We start from the raw sequence: 19,202 nt of genomic DNA, 5'->3' as shown, positions 1-19,202 counted from the left end.
AAATAACCTTTAACTTGCAACATATAGCAAGCCGCAGGAGGTGTAATAAATGCCAAAAGTGAAAAAAGTTCTAGAATCGCATAGCCACAAGCTGCACGTCAAAAAAGATGATACAGTGATGGTGATTAGCGGAAAAGACAAAGGCAAAAAAGGTCGTGTCATCGCTGCTTACCCCCGTCATAACCGTGTGTTAGTTGAGGGTGTAAACATGGTGAAGAAACACCAAAAGCCGAACCAAGCTAATCCGCAAGGCGGTATCATTGAACAAGAAGCAGCAATTCACGTTTCGAACGTGATGCATATAGATCCAAAGAGCGGAAAAGTAACTCGTATCGGATACAAAGTATTGGATAACGGACAAAAGGTTCGCGTAGCGAAAAAATCCGGAGAAGTTATCGACTAATCGACTAGTGAAGAAAGGAGGTTTGTAATTCATGGCAGTAAGACTAAAAGACCGTTTCTTGAACGAAATAACTCCTGCTTTGATGCAGAAGTTCGACTATACAACAGTAATGCAAGTTCCTAAGGTTGAGAAGGTTGTTATCAACATGGGTGTTGGTGAAGCCGTTTCTAACTCCAAAGTTCTTGATGCCGCTGTTAGCGACATGCAAATGATTTCTGGTCAAAAGCCAGTTATTACTAAATCTAAGAAATCCATTGCTGGATTTAAATTGCGCGAAAATATGCCAATCGGTGTAAAAGTAACTCTACGCGGTGAACGTATGTATTATTTCTTGGACAAATTGTTCAGCATTACTCTTCCTCGTGTCCGTGACTTCCACGGTGTATCAAGCAAATCGTTTGATGGCCGCGGTAACTATACACTTGGTCTTAAAGAACAATTGATCTTCCCGGAAATTGAATATGATAAGATTGATAAGGTTCGTGGTATGGATATCGTTATTGTAACGACAGCTAATACTGATGAAGAGTCCCGCGAGCTGCTCGCTCAAATGGGAATGCCTTTTGCGAAATAATTTCGCAAATCCATTTCTCCGAAAATTATTAGGAGGTGTCAGTCTAAGTGGCAAAAACGTCAATGATAGTGAAACAACAACGTACACCTAAGTTTAAAGTGCGTGGATATACAAGATGCGAACGTTGCGGTCGTCCACACTCGGTGCTGCAAAAGTTTAAAATTTGCAGAATTTGTTTCCGTGAATTAGCTCATGCAGGCCAGATTCCTGGCGTGAAAAAAGCAAGCTGGTAAGAAGTCCATAAACGGGAAGGAGGTTTACACACATGACTATGTCTGATCCAATTGCAGATATGCTAACTCGTATTCGTAACGCTAATACAGTACGTCACGAAACGGTAGAAATGCCTGCTTCAACGATGAAGAAACAAATCGCTGATATTCTAAAGCGTGAAGGCTTCATTCGTGATGCAGAAGTTGTCGCTGACAACAAACAAGGGATTATCCGTATTTTCTTGAAATATGGACAAAATAACGAACGCGTTATAACTGGTTTGAAGAGAATCAGTAAACCAGGCCTCCGCGTGTACACGAAAAGCACAGAAGTTCCTCGTGTTCTAGGCGGTCTAGGTATTGCGATTATCTCTACTTCAAAAGGGATTATGACCGATAAAGAAGCTCGACAATCAAAAGCTGGCGGAGAAGTTGTCTGCTACGTTTGGTAATATAATGTCACAAGACAAGGAGGTGCAACATATATGTCACGTATTGGTCGTAAACCAATCGCAGTACCAAGTGGTGTAGAAATCACTTTGAATAGCTCTGTAATCACAGTAAAAGGACCTAAAGGAACTTTGACTCGTGAACTTCATAAAGATATGAAAGTATCCGTAGATAATAATGAAATTCTTGTTGAGCGTCCATCCGACAACAAATTGCATCGTTCTCTACACGGCACAACCCGCACCGTTGTCTCCAATATGGTAAATGGTGTAACTGAAGGGTTCACTAAATCTCTGGAATTGGTTGGGGTCGGATATCGTGCAAGTAAATCCGGAGATAATATCGTATTGAACGTGGGTTACTCTCACCCTGTTGAAATCACTCCAGAATCGGGTATCGAATTTGAAGTGCCTGTAAACACAAAGATTATTGTAAAAGGGATCGATAAAGAACGTGTAGGTGCTTACGCTGCCCAAATACGTTCAGTACGTAAACCTGAACCTTACAAAGGTAAAGGGATTAAGTATGAAGGTGAACGTATTATTCGTAAGGAAGGTAAAGCTGGTAAGAAGAAATAAGTTGTTATTACTTATTTTCGATATATCCTTTACGTTTTACAGTGGAGCTTTGAAGGCAAACTGAAAGGAGTGAAAAGGAATTTATGATTACAAAACAAGATAAGAACAAGGCGCGTGTGAGAAGACATCTTCGTGTTCGTAAGAAAATTACTGGAACAGCTGAACGTCCTCGTCTCAACGTCTTCCGTTCTTCCAAACATATCTATGCTCAATTAATCGATGACGTAGCTGGTGTTACAATAGTAGCAGCATCTACGGTTGACAAAGAATTGAGTGAAGGAATTACCAATGGAGCTAACGTAGAATCCGCTCGCAAAGTTGGAGAACTCGTAGCTAAACGTGCGAAAGATAAAGGTTATACTTCGGTTGTTTTTGACCGCGGAGGTTACTTATACCACGGACGGATTCAAGCACTTGCTGATGCAGCTCGCGAAGCTGGCTTAGAATTCTAAGATATTTTTAAAAAAGGAGGTTAACGACTTGCGTGTAGATCCGAATACTTTAGAACTGACTGAAAGAGTTGTAAATATTAACCGTGTAGCAAAAGTTGTAAAAGGCGGACGCCGTTTTAGCTTTAGCGCGTTAGTAGTTGTCGGCGATGGCAAAGGTTATGTTGGCGTCGGTATCGGTAAAGCTGGCGAAGTACCTGATGCGATTCGCAAAGGTATTGAAGATGCTAAGAAAAATCTAATACTTGTTCCTCTTGTAGGAACATCTATTCCTCACCTTGTTACAGGTAAATTCGGAGCTGGTCTAGTTTTATTGAAACCAGCATCAGAAGGTACTGGAGTAATCGCTGGCGGTCCTGTACGTGCTGTACTTGAACTTGCTGGTGTAGGTGATATTTTAACAAAATCTCTGGGTTCTTCGAATTCCATGAATATGGTCAACGCAACTATAGAGGGTTTATCCCGTCTAAAACGCGCTGAGGATGTTGCGAAATTACGCGGCAAATCCGTCGAAGAATTGCTCGGTTAAGGAGGGAACGTCATGACAAAATTGCAAATTACCCTCGTCCGTAGCTTGATTGGTCGTCCAGAAGATCAACGTGCGACTGTCACCACACTAGGCTTGAAAAAACTCAACAAAACTGTTGTTCATAACGACAATCCCGCGATTCGCGGAATGATCAATAAAGTGTCCCATTTAGTATCAGTTACTGAAATCGAAGGTTAATTGACCTAAGAGATTAGTCTACAAAAATTAAGGAGGTGCAACGAACGATGCAATTACATGAGCTGTCCTCAGCCCTTGGATCCAAAAAGGAACGCAAACGCGTTGGACGTGGTCCTAGTAGCGGCACGGGTAAGACATCAGGCCGTGGTCATAAAGGTCAAAATTCTCGTTCCGGCGGTGGAGTACGCCCTGGTTTCGAAGGTGGCCAAAACCCGTTGTATCGTCGCTTACCTAAACGCGGATTTACGAATCCTACGCGTAAAGAATATGCGATTATCAACATTGAAGATCTTAACAACTTTGCGGCAGATACAGAAGTAACACCTGAATTTTTGTTCGAAAACGGAATCGTGAAAAATGCTAAAAGCGGAATCAAGATTCTAGGCAACGGCGAAATAACTATTAAGCTGACTGTCAAAGCGAATAAGTTTTCTCAATCTGCGGTGGAGAAAATCGAGGCTGCCGGCGGTAAAACCGAGGTGATCTAATTGATTAAGACGATCAAAAATATTTGGCATATAGAGGATCTACGTAAAAAGATCTTATTCACATTGTTCGTACTGTTTATCTACCGTATTGGTACTTTCGTACCTGTACCTGGTGTTGATAAATCAGTGTTAGCTCAAGCGGACAATGCTGGAGCAGACCTACTAGGTCTCCTTAATACATTCTCTGGTGGCGCACTTCAGAATTTCTCGATTTTCGCCCTAGGAATTACGCCTTATATTACCGCATCCATTATAGTGCAGTTGCTCTCTATGGATGTTATTCCAAAGCTTGCCGAGTGGGCCAAACAAGGCGAACACGGTAAGAAGAAGTCAGCTCAACTAACACGGTACGGTACGATTATCTTGGGAACAATTCAAGCATTTGCGATGTCAATCGGATTTAACCGTATGTATGGTACGGTGATGATTCCAAATGCAACATTTACAAAGTATCTTCTGATCGCTATTGTGTTGACTGCTGGTACTGCCTTCCTTATGTGGTTGGGAGAACAAATTACGGAAAAAGGTATTGGAAACGGGATTTCGATCCTTATCTTTGCAGGTATCGTTGCCAATATTCCAACGTATATTACGACAACAGCAAACTCATCCTTTATTCAGGAGAACCAAGTATTTATGAATTCCCTGAAGACACTTCTTCTAGTAATTGTGCTTTTACTAATTGTTGTTGGTGTTATATACATCCAGCAAGCGATTCGTAAAATCCCTGTACAATATGCAAAGCGTGTCGTTGGTAACAAAATGTATGGCGGACAGAATACGCATATACCGCTTAAGATTAATGCGGCGGGTGTTATTCCAGTTATCTTCGCTATATCATTGCTTCAATTTCCGGTTATCCTTGCAAACTTCTGGTCGACACACCTATGGGCTGACTGGGTTATTAAAAACTTAAGTCATGATCAACCACTGGGTATGGTCCTCTATGTTATAATGATTATTGGATTTACATTCTTCTATACATTTGTACAGATGAATCCACAACAAATGGCTGAGAACATGAAGAAGAACGGCGGATATATTCCAGGGATTCGTCCAGGGAAAGCCACTGAGAAATACTTGACTAAAGTCATGACTCGTTTGACTATGACTGGTGCTATATTTCTAGCGGTTGTATCATTAACGCCGATATTCTTAGGTACGTTGGCTGGTTTGCCTAAATCGGTGCAAATCGGGGGTACAGCACTACTGATCGTGATCGGTGTAGCGCTGGATACTATGAAGCAAATCGAGAGCCAATTGATCAAACGTCATTACAAGGGATTCATTAATAAATAAAGGTTTTCTTGCAATAGGAATTCTTGATGGGAGTGATAATCGTGAACATTCTTTTCATGGGACCTCCTGGGGCAGGCAAAGGTACACAAGCAGCGGCGGTTATTAATGAATTTGGGATTCCTCACATATCGACTGGCGATGCATTTCGTTTAGCGATTAAGCAGGAGACTCCTATTGGAATTAAGGCCAAAGAATATATGGATCAAGGCTTATTGGTACCGGATGATGTAACAATTGGAATTGTTGCTGAGCGTCTACAGCAGTCCGATTGCGAAAAAGGTTTCTTATTGGATGGTTTTCCAAGAACCCTTTCGCAAGCGGAAGCGCTGGAAGGAATTCTGTCTCAATTGAATACCCAATTGGATCATGTCGTTAATTTGAAGGTGGATCGCGACAAATTGTTGGCGCGTTTAACTGGAAGACGGATCTGTAAGGACTGTGGAGCCACATATCATGTGATCTTTAACCCGTCCAAGCAGGAAGGTGTATGTGATATAGATGGAGGGCAATTATACCAACGTTCTGATGATAATGAAGAGAGTGTTGGGAAACGGCTTGACGAATATATCAACAAAACAGCACCACTCCTAGATTTTTATGAGAGTAAAAGCTTATTGCGTCAGATCAATGGTGAACAAGATATAGATACGGTTTCAACAGATATCGTATCTATATTAAGAGGTTAGTTGTAATGATCATAGTTAAGTCCGAAACGGAACTTGGGCTAATGAATGAAGCAGAACCTGTTGTGGCTACAAGTCAACTTGCTGACCAGTACTTTCGCAGTGTAACATTAGTGCCATCCAATATGGGCTACCATGGTCTTCTTACTAGCATTTACACTTCGGTCTTAGTCTTTGGATCCACCGCTAAACGTAAATTAAACGATGGGCACATTGTTATGCTAGACATTAGAGCGAAGTATCGTGGGTTTTCACAAAATAACTGAAGTGGTTGGTGATGGACCTTGAATAACCGATCCGTACCCCATGCTGGTCAGATTGTGAAGATATTGAGAGGTAAGGATGCCGGACAGTTGGCGGTTGTCCTCTCGCATGACGATAACAAGTTCGTCTATATTGCGGATGGGGATAAACGAAAGTTTGACCAAGCGAAGAAGAAGAATCTTCTTCATTTGGAAACCCAATCCTACATTAGCAGTGAGGTTGCAAACAGTTTAATGGAAAACGGTCGGGTGACAAATGGAAAGCTGCGTCATGCAGTGATGAAGTTTAGACAATCTACCGAATCATATGTAGAAGAGAAAGGAGACTAATTGTGGCTAAAGAAGATGTCATTGAAGTAGAAGGTACAGTTCTTGAATTGTTGCCTAACGCAACATTTAAGGTTGAGCTTGAGAACGGTCATCAAATATTAGGTCATGTTTCAGGAAAGCTACGGATGCATTTTATTCGTATTCTGACTGGAGACAAAGTGGTCGTACAGTTATCACCTTATGATTTAACCAAAGGTCGTATAACGTACCGTAAATAGTACAAGTAATTGAGATAATCCTTACGAAGTTAGTTTTGCTTCGCAAAACTTTAGGGAGGTAATTAACATGAAGGTAAGACCTTCTGTAAAACCCATGTGCGAGAAATGCAAAGTCATTCGTCGTAAAGGGATTGTAATGGTGATTTGTGAAAATCCGAAACATAAACAAAAACAAGGTTAAGAAGGGGGTGTAGCGTAAAATGGCACGTATAGCTGGAGTGGATTTACCACGTGATAAGCGCGTTGAGATCGCCTTAACTTACATTTTCGGAATCGGTAGAACGACTTCCCAGAAAATTTTACAAGAAACAGGCATTAGTTCTGAAACTCGCGTTAGAGATCTGACAGAAGATGAAGTAAGCAAATTGCGTGAAACGATCGACAAAACGGTTAAAGTTGAAGGTGACCTACGTCGTGAAATTTCCTTGAATATTAAGCGTCTCGTTGAGATTGGTTGCTATCGTGGTGTGCGTCATCGCCGTGGGTTGCCGGTTCGCGGACAACGTACTAAGACGAATGCACGTACACGGAAAGGCCCTCGTCGTACGGTAGCGAATAAGAAGAAATAATAAGGGGGGATAAAAGACAATGGCAAAACCAAAAAAAGTCGTACGCACTAAGCGTCGCGACCGTAAAAATATTGAATCTGGCGTGGCTCATATTCGTTCCACGTTCAACAATACAATCATAACAATCACTGATCCACATGGTAATGCAATCTCATGGGCTAGCTCAGGAGGCCTTGGATTTAGAGGTTCACGTAAATCAACACCGTTTGCTGCACAAATGGCCGCTGAAACAGCAGCAAAAGCAGCGATGGAACATGGCATGAAATCGGTAGAAGTTATGGTCAAAGGCCCTGGTGCTGGTCGCGAAGCAGCTATTCGCTCTTTGCAAGCCGCTGGTCTGGAAGTCAACCTGATTAAGGATGTAACTCCAGTTCCACATAACGGGTGCCGCCCACCTAAGCGTCGTCGTGTCTAATAAGGTCAACCTGAACAATGTGGTATAAAACCGGCGCAATCTGCTAACAATGGTTGTTTAGGCATACTACTTGGGATACGCTTGACAAGGTGACTGGTTCATATAGGAGCGACGTTTGAAGGAGGGTACATGCGTGATTGAAATCGAAAAGCCAAAGATTGAGACCATTGACGTAAACGAAGATGGTAACTATGGTAAATTCGTAGTAGAACCACTAGAACAAGGGTACGGTCAGACATTGGGGAATTCACTTCGCCGAATCTTACTGTCTTCCTTGCCTGGTGCAGCCGTTAACTCTGTTCAGATTGATGGTGTTCTGCATGAGTTCTCAACAGTTCCAGGAGTAAAAGAAGACGTTACGGAGATTATTCTGAATTTGAAAGCTCTATCCCTTAAAATTCATTCTGACGAAGAGAAAGTGTTCGAGATTGATGCTGAAGGTGAAGGAGTAATTACGGCAGCTGATATTCGTGCGGATAGTGATGTAGAAATCCTTAACCCGGATCTTCACATTGCAACATTGAATCCTGGAGCTAGACTTCATATGCGCATTTTTGCTAATCGTGGTCGTGGTTATGTCCAAGCAGATAAGAACAAACGTGATGATCAGCCTATTGGCGTCATTCCGATTGATTCTATCTACACACCGATTTCTCGTGTCAATTATGGCGTTGAGAACACTCGGGTTGGTCAGGTAACGAATTATGATAAGCTTACAATGGAAATCTGGACAGATGGTAGCATCAGACCAGAAGAAGCAGTGAGTCTTGGAGCCAAAGTTTTGACTGAGCACTTAATGCTGTTTGTTGGTCTTACTGACGAAGCTAAAGATGCTGAAATTATGGTTGAAAAAGAAGAAGATAAGAAAGAAAAAGTTCTTGAGATGACGATTGAAGAGCTGGATCTATCCGTTCGTTCATATAACTGTCTCAAACGTGCTGGTATCAATACAGTACAAGAACTTACAACTAAGACCGAAGAAGATATGATGAAGGTTCGTAACTTAGGCCGCAAATCTTTGGAGGAAGTACAAGAGAAGCTCGAGGAACTAGGTTTGGGACTTCGGACAGAAGAATAGCTTCTTAAGATCGTTAGTGAAGGAGGGAAAAACATGGCATACCAAAAGTTGGGCCGCGATGCTAGTGCACGTAAAGCATTATTTCGTGATCTAGTAACGGACCTTTTCTTATACGAACGCATCCAAACAACGGAAGCGAAGGCAAAAGAAGTTCGTTCGATTGCTGAAAAGCTGATTACTAAAGCTAAAAAAGGTGATCTTCATTCACGTCGTCAAGTTGCTGCATTCGTTCGTCGTGAGACAGTGGACGGCGAGCAAGATGCTATTCAAAAATTGTTTAGCGATTTGGGACCTCGTTACTCTGGGCGTCCAGGTGGATACACACGTATCTTGAAACTAGGACCTCGTCGTGGTGACGCTGCGCCAATGGTTTATTTGGAATTAGTAGACCGCGCGTAACTATCGAAATGTTGAAAGGGTAAGCAGGAATCACAGATTCTGTACTAACCCTTTTTTCACTTCATTTCGGGAAAAGGAAGCTCCTGAAGGGGCTTCCTTTTTAAATGAAATAGGGTGATGTAATTGCGCAACTTATGCATGAAAGTCAGTTACGATGGGACACACTATAACGGCTTTCAGACACAGCTTGATGGCAGAACGATTCAGGACCAGCTTGAGAAGGCTATTAAGATGCTCTCAGGTGAAGATGTGAAGATTATAGCATCGGGTCGTACGGATGCAGGTGTGCATGCTTACGGTCAGGTGTTCAATTTCCCAACAAGTTCTACCATTCCTGTAGAGCGATGGGCTATGGCACTCAACACGAGACTACCTATAGATATTATTGTCATAGAAGCAATTGAAGTGTCTGAACAATTTCATTCTCGTTACTCCGCCAAGCGCAAGACTTATCGTTACACAGTAAATGCTAATCAATTTATTGATGTGTTTCAGCGTCATACTCAATTTCATCATCACGGGAGATTGAATATAGAGGCGATGAAGAGTGCTATAAAGTATTTCATTGGAACTTATGATTACACATCATTTGCTTCACGAGCTTCTACGAAGACATCTCATATTCGCACATTGTTCGACGCTTATATCGAAGTGGATGAATCAATGTGTCGGACTTCATCGCGTGATCAAGGGGTCATCCATACTTACGTTACTGGAAGTGGCTTTCTTCAGCACATGGTTCGTATTATGATGGGGACACTACTAGAGGTTGGCGAAGGCAAGAAACTTCCGGAGGATATTCCACGTATTATAGCAGCTTTAGATCGAACACAGGCGGGTCCAACTGCGGAAGGAAAAGGCCTTATGCTATGGGATGTAGAATACAATGAATTTACGAATGAAACTTTATAAATCACTTGCGATTTGTCTGTGGATGCTGTACAATAGTAATTGTGTTTTCTTAATGGCTTTCCCACAGCCCCAAATAAGATATTCACAGTATAATTATATTTAATAAATAACATTAACTAACTACTATGATCGAAGATAAATGAAATATATTTGATTTTAGGACGACAACAAGGAGGAAATATTTATGCGTACCACCTATATGGCTAAGCCAAATGAAGTAGAGCGCAACTGGCATATTGTAGATGCCGATGGTAAAACGCTCGGTCGTTTGGCAACAGAAGTTGCTGCTCTTATTCGCGGCAAACATAAGCCACAATTCACAACACACGTTGATACTGGCGATTTCGTTATCGTAATCAATGCTGAGAAGATTCATCTGACAGGAAGAAAGTGGTCAGACAAGAAATACTACCGTCACTCACAACACATGAGCGGATTGAAAGTAACGACAGCTCAAGATATGCTTAAGACTTTCCCAGAGCGTATTATTGAAGCAGCCGTTAAAGGTATGATCCCTAAAACTCGTATGGGTGATAAGATGCAATTGAGACTTAAAGTATATGCAGGTACGGAACATCCACATGTAGCACAAAATCCAGAAGTTTACGAACTTCGCGGCTAATTTAAAAGGAGGACAGTTTCATGGCACAAGTACAATACTATGGGACAGGTCGTCGTAAACATTCGGTAGCACGTGTACGCCTTATACCGGGTGAAGGACGCATTGTCATTAATAAACGCGACATTAATGAATATTTCGGTCTTGAAACACTTAAGTTGATTGTTAAACAACCACTTAACTTAACAGAAACACTAGGTAAATACGATATTCTCGTAATTGCTCATGGTGGAGGAACATCCGGTCAAGCTGGAGCAATTCGTCACGGTATTTCACGTGCATTGCTTAAAGTAGATCCAGAATTGCGTTCCCCTCTTAAGAAAGCAGGATTCCTAACACGTGATCCACGTATGAAGGAACGTAAGAAATACGGACTTAAAGCAGCACGTCGTGCTCCTCAGTTCTCGAAACGTTAATATTACTTATTTATTAACATTTTTAAGCCCTTGGCCATCATGGTCAAGGGCTTTTTTCTATTGTTTTGTTGACAAAAAGGGATTAAGATTTATAATAGTATATAATTCATATTAAGATAGTCGGCTTTAATATTTAGTTGAATTGGGGGAGATAAAATCATGAATTTATTGGAGAAAGAACAACTTATTCAAGTGAAGGCAGATGAATTTGAACACTCATCACCTGAGGAAGTCATCCGTTGGGCAATAGAGACATTTCCTAACATTACCTTTGCATGTAGTTTCGGAGCGGAAGATGTTGTATTAGTGGATATGATTCAAAAGATTAGTCCATCTACCGATGTATTTTATTTAGATACGGATTTTCATTTTAAAGAAACCTATGAGACGCGAGATAAGATGGTAAAGAAGTATGGTATGGATTTTGTTCGTGTGTCTCCTAAGATAACGCCAGAAGAACAGGCATTAGAGTTTGGAGATGCTTTGTGGAAGGTGGATCCTACCCAATGTTGCAATATCCGTAAAGTTGAACCGCTAACTCGAATTCTAACAGAGTACGATGCTTGGATTACAGGCATTCGTCGTGATCAAGCGCCAACACGTGCCAATAGTAGAAAAGTAGAGTATGATGCTAAATTTGGGCTGATTAAATTCAATCCAATCGCTTCTTGGAGTAGCGAGGATGTATGGGATTATATTCGTACAAATGATGTTATTTACAATCCATTGCATGATCAAAATTATCCTAGTATTGGTTGTGAATACTGTACACGCCAAGTTATGCCTGGAGAAGATGCTCGTGCTGGGCGTTGGGCGGGTAGTGAGAAGACGGAATGTGGACTTCATAAATAAAGAGTTGAACAATATAACTGTTTACGAGGAGATGGGTAGATGACTTCAATATTACCGCATGGCGGAGAATTAGTTCAGCGGGTTGTACAGGGTGAAGAAAGAGAAGTGTTATTGAAGGCTGCACAAAGCTTTAAGCAAATTGCTATTAATACGTGGACCATCTCAGACTTGGATCTTATCGGCGTAGGTGCCTTCTCACCACTCACAGGATTCTTGAATGAAGAGGATTATAGATCGGTTATTTCTTCGATGAAATTGGCTAATGGTACAGTGTGGAGTATTCCTATTACATTAGCTATTGATCCAGTCCTAGCTTCGAAATTGGCACTTCAAGAACAAGTTGCTTTAGTTGGTGAGGCAGATGGAATTGTGTACGGAACACTTACTGTAGAAAGCATATATGTAGTAGATCAAGCAGAGGAAGCTATTAACGTATTCAGAACCAATGATCCAGAGCATCCGGGAGTGAAGAAACTAATGGAGCGTTCTTCAACCTATGTGGGTGGTTCCATTCAAGTGTTGAATAGACCTGAGCCTGCGAAGTTCAAAGAATTCTACTTTGTTCCTGCTGAAACACGCCGTTTGTTCGCGGATAAAGGTTGGAAGACGGTCGTTGGATTCCAAACTCGTAATCCTGTTCACCGAGCCCATGAATATATTCAGAAGAGTGCTATGGAAATTGTTGATGCTCTATTCTTGAATCCGCTTGTCGGAGAGACTAAATCTGACGATGTTCCTGCGAATGTAAGAATGAACAGTTATTTCGCACTTTTAGAAAACTATTATCCAAAGGATCGTGCTTTTCTTGGTGTTTTTCCTGCTGCAATGCGTTACGCTGGTCCACGTGAAGCTATATTTCATGCTCTTGTGCGTAAGAACTACGGCTGTACACACTTTATCGTAGGGCGTGACCATGCGGGTGTTGGCGATTACTATGGCACGTATGAAGCGCAAGAGATATTCAAGAACTTTACAGCCGAAGAAATAGGAATTACGCCTTTATTTTTTGAGCATAGCTTCTTTTGTATCAAATGTGGCAACATGGCATCAAGTAAAACATGTCCTCATGGAAAAGAAGATCATATGACACTGTCGGGAACAAAGGTACGGGCATTACTTCGCGATGGCCAATGTCCACCACCTGAATTCACACGTCCTGAGGTAGCTAAGATTCTTATTGAAGGAATGGCTGAGCAAGTTACGATATAACTGAGAGTTCAAAAGTCGACTTTTTGAACTTCCTCTATAAGGTACTATTTGTCCGCCTCCTCCCATATAGATGATAAGAGTCTATGTGGGACAGGGGGTGTTTTTGTGTATGTCCAAGCCTAAGCGAGATGTGATATCGGTGTGGATTCAGATAAGGACAATCAAAAAGTTACTGTTAGGGCTGAGCTTACTCATTGTGTTCGTGGCTATAGTTACATATGAAATTCCTGCGGAACAAGCAACGAAGTATTGGAGCTTGCCTTTAGCGGGTAAAGTAATCTCCCTCGATGCTGGGCATGGTGGGCCTGATGGAGGTGCTGTAAGTCGTCAGGGCGTTATTGAAAAAGATATTAACCTTGCTATTACTTTAACCTTGCGTGATTATTTACAACAGTCGGGGGCGATTGTGAAAATGACACGGGAAGGCGACTATGATTTAGCTTCGCCTGAAACAAAGGGTTATTCTAAACGTAAGACAGAGGATTTGAAACAGCGTGTGAGAGTAATAGAGGAAAACGAGTCGGATCTATTTATCAGCGTTCATATGAATAGTATACCGTCCAATCGCTGGAGGGGTGCTCAAGTGTTCTATTACCCCTCTCACCCGGATAACGCAGACTTGGCTGCTCTCATGCAAGAAGAAATAAAACGTAATTTAGAAAATACGGATCGAATAGCTAAGACAGTTAACACTGTGTATATCCTTCAGGCTCTGAAGATTCCATCGGTACTGGTTGAAGTCGGCTTTTTATCGAATGCGGAAGAAGCATTGTTGTTAAAAGATGAGAAATATCAACGGAAAGTGGCAGCTTCAATTTATAAAGGTATTCTACGTTATACTTCAGGAGAAAAACCTTAGGTGTCGTCAGAGTAAGATTAGAAATGGTATAATAAGCAGATACTAATATACGAAATTGAGGTGCTGCTGTTATGTTATCAAGAGAGCAAGTGCAGGAAATCTTACAGCCGATTACTGAGGCTACTAGTGGTAAAAGCTTGATTGAATTGCAGCTCATACGAGATATTGTAATAAAAGATAATCGAGTTTCACTTTCAGCTATATTTATAGATTCTAGTGATGAGTATCAAGCTGAACTCGATAAGGTAATCCGACAACGTCTTGAGCAGGCGGGAGTAGAGGATATTCATATTCGTTTACGTGAAGCTACGGATTATGATCGTAAATTAGCCTTCGGAGAAGAAATGTCACCGGAGGATGAGGCGGTATTGAAGAAAGGTCATGCTGCTGGATTAGAGGATCATGCTCTAATAAAAGAGGATTCGGGAGTACATTTTATAGCGATAGCAAGTGGTAAGGGCGGTGTTGGTAAGTCAACCGTCACTGTCAATTTAGCTGTTGCTTTAGCACGTCAAGGTAAACGTGTAGGTCTGATTGATGCAGATATATATGGCTTTAGCGTTCCGGATATGATGGGGTTGGAAGAGGGCCCTATCGTTGAAGGCGACGTCATTATACCGGTGGAACGTTTTGGCGTGAAAGTGATGTCGATGGGATTCTTTATCCGCGAGAATAATCCAGTCATATGGCGTGGGCCTATGTTAGGCAAGATGTTACGGCAATTTCTGAGTGATGTGAGGTGGGGGGATTTAGATTATCTGTTACTGGATCTACCTCCTGGTACAGGTGATGTCGCCCTTGATTTGCACCAAATGTTGCCTCAGAGTAAAGAGATTATTGTCACTACACCACATGCAACAGCTGCGTTTGTAGCCGCTAGAGCCGGAGCGATGGCGCTACAAACGAATCATGAGATCTTGGGAGTAGTCGAGAACATGGCTTATTATGAATGTCCTGGCTGCGAGAATCGTGACTATATATTTGGTAGAGGCGGTGGCGGACAATTGGCTGAAACGCTTCACACGGAGTTACTAGCCCAATTACCATTGGGTATTCCTAATAATCATCTGTCTGAGCCGGATTTCTCTCCCTCAATATATAAGGCTGAAACAACGAGTGGCAAAATTTATGCAGATATTGCCAATTCCATTATTGGCAAATGTGAGCAGAACTAGTCTGAGGGTAGTTCAAGGAATAAAGAAAGAGTTCCCTGTATAATGTTGGGAACTCTTTTCTTGATATAATAGAAAAGTATAAGGTTTTTGGCTGACTCTTCTCCTAGGCCTATTTATTATGAGTCTTAAGATAGAGTTCATCCAGGGGTGTTGAAACACTTCATTTGGAAGAACACTTCATACATAAAGATTACGTGAGAATAGACGATTCTCCAATAATTAGATGCCCTTTATGCAACTAAAAGTACTAATAGGGGAATATGGCCGAATATAAGTGTGCATTTTACTCACCACCACCGCCACTACCCTCCTTACTTTCACCTTGAGCTTCACTCTCGCCACTCTCGCTTTTCTCTTCCTCTTTAGGCTGAAGTTCGGTTAGCACAACTGCTTTAAGTAAGTCCATCACTTCCATTTTGAACAAAGGGTTTTGCATAGCTTCATTCATGACGGCCATCGTTTGTTTGCGGAAATCAGATGTCTTGGTTAGATCGAGGAACATCTTTGAGATTTCAGGTGATTTCATAATGTCGGAAACAGCTTTTTGATAAGTAGGGTCTTTAATCAATTCCATATGGAGTTGTTTACTTTGTGAATTAAGCGCCTTGGCAAAATCTCCTGCAAATTTAGGATCTTTCATAATCTTTTCGATTTCTTTTGTATACTCGGGAGCTGTAATTGTATCTTTAACTGCGGTTCGAATTTCTTCTGAAGAAGCTGATGATAACATCTTCATCCCTAATATTCCTCCGCCAGAACTGCCGCTTTCAGAACTGGGAGTGCTTAATGCTTCTTCTACAGCTTTTTTTCCGTCATCACTCTTGAGAATATCCACAACCATGGTTTTCATTTCTTTATATCCCATGGGGGAAGATGAACTGCTCTCCGAGCCGCAGGCAGTTAGAGTTGTTACAAGAACAAATATCATTACAATTGAGCGTATGTCCATTGGTTTCATTTATGTGCACCTCCTTAACATAAGAACACTATGTGTAGTATGTGAAGCTGGAACAAAAAATATGTTTGGAGGGTAATGGTTTTTTATAAAAAACGTTGGTACAATACATTCTTAGGGAGGTGAGTTTTTGACATTAAGAAAATGGTTCATATTGTTCTGGCAGGTCGTATTAGTTGGTGCTGTAGCTTCGCTTATTACTGGCATCGTATTTAATTTTGGAAGTGGTGGCATTTCATTTAATGGTTTTTCTGATTATGTAGCCTATTTCATCTTTTTATCCGGATTTGGTATGCTTGCCAGCGTTTACTCTCAAATGGGTTTCTTTGCTTATTTAATATTGAATTATATGGGTAGTGGTGTTTTCTCCAAAAAAGGCTGGCAATACATACAGATGGTCCTAACCGTGTTGGCATTACTTGAATTAATGTTCTTCCGTACGTTTGTCGGTGGACAAACTGGAAAATCATCTGACCTTATTCTGAGTATTGTAATTCTCGTGGTGGCTGTAATGACAGCTTTTATTAAAGCGAGATTGACGAATACATCAGCGTGGATTCCGACAATGTTCTTTATGATTGCTGTTACAATTATAGAAATTGTAGGTGGACTCAAGATTAATGTTGATAATGCTACAGTTCTTATTGTTATTCCATTATTAGCTTGTAATGTATTTCAGATTTTAATTCTTCATCGCATAGTACAAAACAAAAAGAGCTAAAACTTAGCTCTTTTTTTAATAAATCTAGAGGTCATCTGAACCTTTGAAGAAATTTTGAACCAATGCTTGATCACGGATTTCAGTGCCTTTGGCCTCTGTTTGGTTAAGTAAGTCAGAAACCGTTACGAATTGATACCCCTGCTTGCGCAGTTCATCAATAATGATGGGGAGTGCTTCATGTGTTTGTTTAGAGGAATCACTTGCATGTAATAAGACGATATCGCCTGGATGAGCTTTCTTTAACACACGATCGACGATATTTTGAACCCCAATATTTTTCCAATCTAACGAGTCGGTATCCCACTGAATCACTTTATAATTCATACTATCTGCAATCCGAAGAACTCTTTTGTCGAAATCGCCGTTCGGTAACCGGAGCAGTTTAGGTTCACTTCCTATCATATCGGTTAATACTGAATTAGAGATTGAAATTTGGTTACGGATCTCATCATCACTCAGAGTCGTGTAATTGACATGCTTGTGGCCGTGATTCCCTATTTCAAAGCCGCTTTCCTTAATATCTTTGACGATGTCTGGATGACTCTTGCTCCAGGGTGACGAAAGGAAGAATGTAGACTTCTGCACTTTTTTATCCTTCAAAATTTGTATAATAGGACCTGGCCTTGTGTCGCCCCAGCTAATGTCAAAGGTCAAGGCAATTAATTTTTTCTCCGTGGGTACACTATAAATAGCTGAGGGAGCCCCTTCAGAGAACACGGTGATTTGATCCCGTTCGATGTAGACTACTCCAAGTGCAAATACTACAGCCGCGGTAACTAATAAGAACCTTTTGATTTTCTTCCAGCTCAATACATAAAAAAATGAATTCATTGGATTAATCCGCCCCTTTCCTGCGTGAAAGCTTGTTTACTTCAAATTCTATGCTCGTACAGGGGAGTTAATACTAAAATGTGGAGTTAACGAAGTAGTTTTTTCGAAAAACTAAGATGATGCTTACGAAGATAGTTTTGTTCCAAAACTAAGATAATGCTTACGAAGTGAGTTTTGTCCCAAAACTCTTAAGGACTATGCTTACGATGTAAGTTTTGTTCCAAAACTTTTAAGGAGATGGCTTATGTTTAAATTTTCAACTTTTATAAAAGATGTTACCTCGATCAAGAGAACGATGATGTTATCTACCTTGCTATTCGGTGTAGGGATTCTAATTGGGTGGGTAGGGACAGATTCAATAGCACAGTTCATTAATCAACAAATTGAAGGGATTCGTGTTATAAGCGAAGGCTTAAGCGAATCAGACAACCCAGAGTGGAGCTTTTTTGTTTTTATTTTTTTAAACAACAGTATTAAAGGTGTAATGATTATCTTCTTAGGAATATTTTTTGGCATCCTTCCCATTATATTTTTGATGGTGAACGGTATGGTTCTAGGATATTTAGTACATCATTTATCGATTCAAGGCGAGAGTATGTTTGAAGTTATTGTAAAAGGACTATTGCCTCACGGTATTATTGAGATTCCAGCCATTATCATTGCGTGCGCCTTTGGACTTCGGTTAGGAACTTTGGTGTGGATTAGTATGGGAGTAGGGAGTAGGGAGAAGAGAGCGAATGTGGGACAACAGTGGAGTTCTTTTTTTAAAAGAGTTGGTCCTATCTCCATGTGGATCGTGATCTTGCTCTTAGGCGCTGCCGTTATTGAGAGTACATTGACCTTTTGGCTCATGAAGTAAGCAGTATTAAAAAATGAAATCATAAATTTCCCAAAATATGTGCATAACAATAACACGGTTATATGAGATGGGTATGAAGGAGTTCGACGTATATCCGTTTGTGAGTTTAATGAGGAGGTAAGAAAATATGTTAGGGATGTTATTTAATGATAAAGAGTGTAAGGAGTTAGATTATGTAATTCGCAAAGAATTAGATGAAATGTTAATGGATTTAGATGATAAAAGGTTAGATCAAGATATAAGACAATCCATTGCTAGGCGGTATAAAGTGGTGTTCCGTATGTACGCTAGATTCGCGCCACAAAAGGAATTATCGAAGTATGCTCGTAACAATCGTTTTCCTCAAACAAAATAATAATAAAAAACTATTGACTAAATTGATTGATATATGATAAATTAAATCTCGCGTCATAATAGTAATCATTAAGATGCGAGAAGATTTCATTCCAAATGACTTTGAAACTTTTTAAAAAAAGTACTTGCAAAACATTTGGTAGGTGTGATATATTATAGAAGTTGTCGCCGAGAACAATCGGAGAGAAACGAAAGAGAAATTGATCTTTGAAAACTGAACAACGAGTGAGTGGTTTTCACGAAAGTGAGAACAAAACAAATGAGAAATCATTTGGATTGAGAATGTAATATTCTCGTCAGTTTGT

General features: G+C 40.8%; 31 protein-coding genes. 29 read left to right on the top strand and 2 right to left on the bottom strand.

Annotated features, from left to right (window positions below; translation table 11 throughout):
• The first annotated feature begins 49 nt into the window (after positions 1–49).
• The 26 genes from rplX (at position 50) to AC1TO8_RS21950 (ending at position 15,177) form a co-directional block, all read left to right on the top strand.
• Positions 50–403, top strand: coding sequence for a 50S ribosomal protein L24 (gene rplX / locus AC1TO8_RS22075; RefSeq protein ID WP_482057760.1), 354 nt, complete (start codon positions 50–52; stop codon positions 401–403).
• Between the two features lie 31 nt (positions 404–434).
• The gene (gene rplE / locus AC1TO8_RS22070; protein ID WP_482057759.1) at positions 435–977 is read left to right on the top strand and encodes a 50S ribosomal protein L5; all 543 of its coding nucleotides are present in this window, start codon (positions 435–437) and stop codon (positions 975–977) included.
• Between the two features lie 47 nt (positions 978–1,024).
• Positions 1,025–1,210 carry a type Z 30S ribosomal protein S14 gene (locus AC1TO8_RS22065; RefSeq protein WP_068591169.1) on the top strand — a complete coding sequence of 62 codons (186 nt, stop codon included), beginning with the start codon at positions 1,025–1,027 and terminating at the stop codon, positions 1,208–1,210.
• A 32-nt stretch (positions 1,211–1,242) separates the two neighbouring features.
• Positions 1,243–1,641, top strand: a complete 399-nt coding sequence (gene rpsH / locus AC1TO8_RS22060) for a 30S ribosomal protein S8 (RefSeq protein WP_438348981.1) — start codon at positions 1,243–1,245, stop codon at positions 1,639–1,641.
• A 33-nt stretch (positions 1,642–1,674) separates the two neighbouring features.
• Positions 1,675–2,217, top strand: a complete 543-nt coding sequence (rplF, locus tag AC1TO8_RS22055) for a 50S ribosomal protein L6 (RefSeq protein ID WP_482057758.1) — start codon at positions 1,675–1,677, stop codon at positions 2,215–2,217.
• An 83-nt stretch (positions 2,218–2,300) separates the two neighbouring features.
• Complete coding sequence (gene rplR, locus AC1TO8_RS22050; protein WP_482057757.1) at positions 2,301–2,669, top strand: 50S ribosomal protein L18; 369 nt, start codon at positions 2,301–2,303, stop codon at positions 2,667–2,669.
• 28 nt (positions 2,670–2,697) lie between these two features.
• Positions 2,698–3,195 carry a 30S ribosomal protein S5 gene (rpsE, locus tag AC1TO8_RS22045; protein WP_482057756.1) on the top strand — a complete coding sequence of 166 codons (498 nt, stop codon included), beginning with the start codon at positions 2,698–2,700 and terminating at the stop codon, positions 3,193–3,195.
• Positions 3,196–3,207: 12 nt separating this feature from the next.
• Positions 3,208–3,393, top strand: a complete 186-nt coding sequence (gene rpmD, locus AC1TO8_RS22040; protein WP_482057755.1) for a 50S ribosomal protein L30 — start codon at positions 3,208–3,210, stop codon at positions 3,391–3,393.
• Positions 3,394–3,440: 47 nt separating this feature from the next.
• The gene (gene rplO, locus AC1TO8_RS22035) at positions 3,441–3,881 is read left to right on the top strand and encodes a 50S ribosomal protein L15 (protein WP_482057754.1); all 441 of its coding nucleotides are present in this window, start codon (positions 3,441–3,443) and stop codon (positions 3,879–3,881) included.
• Positions 3,882–5,180, top strand: coding sequence for a preprotein translocase subunit SecY (gene secY / locus AC1TO8_RS22030; protein WP_482057753.1), 1,299 nt, complete (start codon positions 3,882–3,884; stop codon positions 5,178–5,180).
• Between the two features lie 41 nt (positions 5,181–5,221).
• Positions 5,222–5,866, top strand: coding sequence for an adenylate kinase (locus tag AC1TO8_RS22025; protein ID WP_482057752.1), 645 nt, complete (start codon positions 5,222–5,224; stop codon positions 5,864–5,866).
• A 5-nt stretch (positions 5,867–5,871) separates the two neighbouring features.
• Positions 5,872–6,129 (top strand): hypothetical protein, encoded by a 258-nt coding sequence (locus AC1TO8_RS22020; protein WP_482057751.1) that lies wholly within the window; start codon positions 5,872–5,874, stop codon positions 6,127–6,129.
• A gap of 18 nt (positions 6,130–6,147) precedes the next feature.
• Positions 6,148–6,456: a KOW motif-containing protein gene (locus AC1TO8_RS22015; protein WP_482057750.1), complete on the top strand. Its 309-nt coding sequence runs from the start codon at positions 6,148–6,150 to the stop codon at positions 6,454–6,456.
• Positions 6,457–6,458: 2 nt separating this feature from the next.
• Entirely contained in the window at positions 6,459–6,674 is a 216-nt protein-coding gene (infA, locus tag AC1TO8_RS22010; protein ID WP_068537283.1) for a translation initiation factor IF-1, read from the top strand.
• Positions 6,675–6,741: 67 nt separating this feature from the next.
• The gene (gene rpmJ, locus AC1TO8_RS22005; RefSeq protein WP_438348991.1) at positions 6,742–6,855 is read left to right on the top strand and encodes a 50S ribosomal protein L36; all 114 of its coding nucleotides are present in this window, start codon (positions 6,742–6,744) and stop codon (positions 6,853–6,855) included.
• Between the two features lie 19 nt (positions 6,856–6,874).
• Positions 6,875–7,243: a 30S ribosomal protein S13 gene (rpsM, locus tag AC1TO8_RS22000; RefSeq protein WP_068591185.1), complete on the top strand. Its 369-nt coding sequence runs from the start codon at positions 6,875–6,877 to the stop codon at positions 7,241–7,243.
• 19 nt (positions 7,244–7,262) lie between these two features.
• On the top strand, positions 7,263–7,658 hold the full coding sequence (rpsK, locus tag AC1TO8_RS21995) for a 30S ribosomal protein S11 (protein WP_438348992.1): 396 nt from the start codon (positions 7,263–7,265) through the stop codon (positions 7,656–7,658).
• A 133-nt stretch (positions 7,659–7,791) separates the two neighbouring features.
• A complete protein-coding gene (locus tag AC1TO8_RS21990; protein ID WP_482057749.1) occupies positions 7,792–8,736 on the top strand; it encodes a DNA-directed RNA polymerase subunit alpha in 945 nt (314 codons plus the stop codon).
• A gap of 33 nt (positions 8,737–8,769) precedes the next feature.
• Positions 8,770–9,135, top strand: a complete 366-nt coding sequence (gene rplQ / locus AC1TO8_RS21985; RefSeq protein WP_482057748.1) for a 50S ribosomal protein L17 — start codon at positions 8,770–8,772, stop codon at positions 9,133–9,135.
• A 123-nt stretch (positions 9,136–9,258) separates the two neighbouring features.
• A complete protein-coding gene (gene truA / locus AC1TO8_RS21980) occupies positions 9,259–10,047 on the top strand; it encodes a tRNA pseudouridine(38-40) synthase TruA (protein ID WP_482057747.1) in 789 nt (262 codons plus the stop codon).
• Between the two features lie 184 nt (positions 10,048–10,231).
• Positions 10,232–10,669, top strand: a complete 438-nt coding sequence (rplM, locus tag AC1TO8_RS21975) for a 50S ribosomal protein L13 (protein WP_482057746.1) — start codon at positions 10,232–10,234, stop codon at positions 10,667–10,669.
• A 20-nt stretch (positions 10,670–10,689) separates the two neighbouring features.
• The gene (rpsI, locus tag AC1TO8_RS21970; protein WP_482057745.1) at positions 10,690–11,082 is read left to right on the top strand and encodes a 30S ribosomal protein S9; all 393 of its coding nucleotides are present in this window, start codon (positions 10,690–10,692) and stop codon (positions 11,080–11,082) included.
• Between the two features lie 159 nt (positions 11,083–11,241).
• Entirely contained in the window at positions 11,242–11,934 is a 693-nt protein-coding gene (locus AC1TO8_RS21965) for a phosphoadenylyl-sulfate reductase (protein ID WP_482057744.1), read from the top strand.
• A gap of 39 nt (positions 11,935–11,973) precedes the next feature.
• A complete protein-coding gene (sat, locus tag AC1TO8_RS21960; RefSeq protein ID WP_482057743.1) occupies positions 11,974–13,143 on the top strand; it encodes a sulfate adenylyltransferase in 1,170 nt (389 codons plus the stop codon).
• Positions 13,144–13,252: 109 nt separating this feature from the next.
• Positions 13,253–14,002: an N-acetylmuramoyl-L-alanine amidase CwlD gene (cwlD, locus tag AC1TO8_RS21955; RefSeq protein WP_482057742.1), complete on the top strand. Its 750-nt coding sequence runs from the start codon at positions 13,253–13,255 to the stop codon at positions 14,000–14,002.
• Positions 14,003–14,073: 71 nt separating this feature from the next.
• Positions 14,074–15,177 (top strand): Mrp/NBP35 family ATP-binding protein, encoded by a 1,104-nt coding sequence (locus tag AC1TO8_RS21950; RefSeq protein ID WP_482057741.1) that lies wholly within the window; start codon positions 14,074–14,076, stop codon positions 15,175–15,177.
• 283 nt (positions 15,178–15,460) lie between these two features.
• Here AC1TO8_RS21950 and gerD read toward each other — a convergent pair whose 3' ends face one another.
• A complete protein-coding gene (gene gerD / locus AC1TO8_RS21945) occupies positions 15,461–16,135 on the bottom strand; it encodes a spore germination lipoprotein GerD (RefSeq protein WP_482057740.1) in 675 nt (224 codons plus the stop codon).
• Between the two features lie 127 nt (positions 16,136–16,262).
• On the opposite strand from gerD, the gene AC1TO8_RS21940 reads away from it, so the two are divergent.
• Positions 16,263–16,853 carry a KinB-signaling pathway activation protein gene (locus AC1TO8_RS21940; protein ID WP_482057739.1) on the top strand — a complete coding sequence of 197 codons (591 nt, stop codon included), beginning with the start codon at positions 16,263–16,265 and terminating at the stop codon, positions 16,851–16,853.
• Positions 16,854–16,877: 24 nt separating this feature from the next.
• Here AC1TO8_RS21940 and pdaB read toward each other — a convergent pair whose 3' ends face one another.
• Positions 16,878–17,684: a polysaccharide deacetylase family sporulation protein PdaB gene (pdaB, locus tag AC1TO8_RS21935; protein WP_482057738.1), complete on the bottom strand. Its 807-nt coding sequence runs from the start codon at positions 17,682–17,684 to the stop codon at positions 16,878–16,880.
• Positions 17,685–17,928: 244 nt separating this feature from the next.
• Here pdaB and AC1TO8_RS21930 point away from each other — a divergent pair, with 244 nt between their 5' ends.
• Together AC1TO8_RS21930 and AC1TO8_RS21925 are read left to right on the top strand one after the other, a co-directional pair.
• Positions 17,929–18,543: a stage II sporulation protein M gene (locus tag AC1TO8_RS21930; RefSeq protein WP_482057737.1), complete on the top strand. Its 615-nt coding sequence runs from the start codon at positions 17,929–17,931 to the stop codon at positions 18,541–18,543.
• A gap of 127 nt (positions 18,544–18,670) precedes the next feature.
• Positions 18,671–18,898 carry a hypothetical protein gene (locus AC1TO8_RS21925; protein ID WP_482057736.1) on the top strand — a complete coding sequence of 76 codons (228 nt, stop codon included), beginning with the start codon at positions 18,671–18,673 and terminating at the stop codon, positions 18,896–18,898.
• The last annotated feature ends 304 nt before the right edge of the window (positions 18,899–19,202 follow it).

The sequence above is a fragment of the Paenibacillus sp. Y859 genome, from assembly GCF_056786405.1.
Note: the sequence above shows the minus strand (reverse complement) of the source record. Positions and strands in the feature narration are given on the sequence as shown.